This window comes from Mesorhizobium sp. M7A.F.Ca.US.006.04.2.1, assembly GCF_004022915.1.
Classification (GTDB): domain Bacteria; phylum Pseudomonadota; class Alphaproteobacteria; order Rhizobiales; family Rhizobiaceae; genus Mesorhizobium; species Mesorhizobium ciceri.
Genome location: NZ_RZQA01000984.1, coordinates 1 through 2,094, shown reverse-complemented (window position 1 = coordinate 2,094; position 2,094 = coordinate 1). Strand labels below are relative to the sequence as shown.

4 protein-coding genes are annotated in these 2,094 nt (G+C 64.8%); 2 read left to right on the top strand and 2 right to left on the bottom strand.

Annotation, left to right across the window (positions count from 1 at the left end; translation table 11 throughout):
• Positions 1-279: LysR substrate-binding domain-containing protein (locus tag EN925_RS33180; protein WP_245487399.1), on the top strand; the 279-nt coding region annotated here is incomplete at its 5' end.
• A 52-nt stretch (positions 280-331) separates the two neighbouring features.
• On the opposite strand, the gene EN925_RS33175 is transcribed toward EN925_RS33180, so the two are convergent.
• Positions 332-544 carry a 4-oxalocrotonate tautomerase family protein gene (locus tag EN925_RS33175; RefSeq protein WP_127369925.1) on the bottom strand — a complete coding sequence of 71 codons (213 nt, stop codon included), beginning with the start codon at positions 542-544 and terminating at the stop codon, positions 332-334.
• A 69-nt stretch (positions 545-613) separates the two neighbouring features.
• On the bottom strand, positions 614-1,351 hold the full coding sequence (locus EN925_RS33170; RefSeq protein ID WP_024501705.1) for an SDR family oxidoreductase: 738 nt from the start codon (positions 1,349-1,351) through the stop codon (positions 614-616).
• Positions 1,352-1,454: 103 nt separating this feature from the next.
• Here EN925_RS33170 and EN925_RS33165 point away from each other — a divergent pair.
• Positions 1,455-2,094 (top strand): LysR family transcriptional regulator (locus EN925_RS33165; RefSeq protein ID WP_164894563.1); only part of this gene is annotated, 640 nt, incomplete at its 3' end.

The window sequence follows — 2,094 nt, the reverse complement described above, 5'->3', positions numbered from 1 at the left end:
ATCGATCCCAAGCGCGGCGTGCGCTTCGATTCCGCCACCTTCGCCGTCGAAGCCGCGGTGCATGGCGAAGGCGTGTTGCTCGGCCGAAGCGCGCTGGTCTCGGCCGACCTCGCTGCGGGGCGGCTGGTTCGTCCCTTCGATCTCGCGCTGAAATCCGCCTCGCGCTACTACGTCGTCTACCGTGACGGCGCGCTGCGCCAGAAAAAGATCAAGGCGTTCCGCGACTGGCTGTTTGCCGAAGTGGCCGCCGACTGGGTCGGTGCGACGAAGGATGGCTGATGCGGCAAGGGTTCAATTTGTGAAAGGCACCTCTTCGAGGTCTAGCCCTGCACTACTCCTTCGCGCGAAAAACTTCCGGCACGACGAACACTTCGTCGGCCCGGCCATAGCCTCCGTCGGCGACCTCATCGACCAGCACCATCGTGTAGGGGCGCACGCCCTCACCGAAAAAGTCCACGAACATCGCGGTCGTCCGATGGATGAGGTCTTCCTTCTGCGCTTTGGAGAGGGCCGCTTGCGGTAGCTTGATGTTGGCGAATGGCATGATGTTTCCTTAGCTTTTCGAGTGTGGAAGTCAGGCAGTCAGGAGAGCCAAGCCGGCCTGGTTGCCGCCTCAGACCACGCCGCCATTGGCGCGGATGATTTGCCCGTTGACCCAGAAGCTGTCCGGACCGGCCAGGAACGAGACCAGCCCGGCAATGTCGTCGGGCTGGCCGAGCCGGCCGAGCGGGATCATCTTGCCGATGGCCTCGATCTGCGCCTCGCTCTTGCCGTCCGTGAACAGCGCGGTCTCGATCGGTCCGGGCGCCACCGCGTTGACGGTGACACGGCGCGCGCCAAGCTCCTTGGCCAGGATGTGGGTCATCGCCTCGACACCCGCCTTTGTGGCGGCGTAAACGCCGTAGCCCGACTGATAAAGACCGACGACGCTGCTGGAAAAATTGATCATGCGGCCGCCGTCGCGAAGCCGGCGCGCACCTTCCCGCATGCCGCGAAACACGCCGCCGAGATTGATCGCGATCTGGGTGTCGAACGAAGCATCGTCGGTCTGCGCGATCGGCGAAATCTTCATGATGCCGGCATTGTTGACGAGGATGTCGATGCCGCCGAACGCCTTCTCGCCGGCGTCGAACAGCACGGCGATGCCGTTCGGATTGGCGATATCGGCCTGCACGGCGATCGCCCTGCCGCCGCCGGTCTCGATCGCGCGGACCAGTTCTTCGGCCTCCGCGCGGCCCCGTGCATAGTTGACGACAACGGCGACGCCGTCACGGGCGAGCCGCTGTGCGATGGCGGCGCCGATGCCTTTGGAGGCGCCGGTCACGATCGCGGTTCTGGTTTGATTTGTCATCGAAGTCTCTCCGCGTTGTTGGTGACACGGATATAGGCCAAGCCGAATTCCGGATAATCATCCACCCATTGACATCACTATTCGGGAACTGCGAACAAAGAGCATGGATCGGCTGGACACGATGCGGCTCTTTGTTCGCGTTCTGGAGCGGCGCAGCTTCACCGCTGCCGCGGCCGATCTCGGCCTGCCGCGCTCAACCGCGACGGAAGCCATCCGGCGGCTGGAGGAGCAACTCGGCGCGCGGCTGCTGGAACGAACGACGCGGCAGGTGAACGCCACCCAGGATGGTGAAGCCTACTATCGGCGCTGCCTGTCGATCCTGGCCGAGATCGAGGATGCCGAGGCCGCCTTCCGCAACGCCGAGCCTTTCGGCCTGCTGCGCATCGACGCCAGCACGCTGCTCACCCGCACATTCCTGTTGCCGCGCCTGCCGGAGTTTCTCGACCGCTATCCCCGCATCGACCTGCAGATCGGCCAGAGCGACCGGCTGGTCGATCTCGTGCGTGAAGGCGTGGACTGCGTGATCCGCGTCGGCGAGCCGCCCGACAGCGGCATGATCATGCGGCGGCTCGCGATGATCCGCGAGATCACCTGCGCCAGCCCCGCCTATCTCGAGCGCCACGGCACGCCCGCCTCCCCCGATGCGCTCGATGGTCACCAGGCGGTGGGCTTTGTCTCGTCGCGCACCGGAGAGACCCTTCCGTTCGAATTCACTGTCGCCGGCAATATCCGTGAGGTGCGGC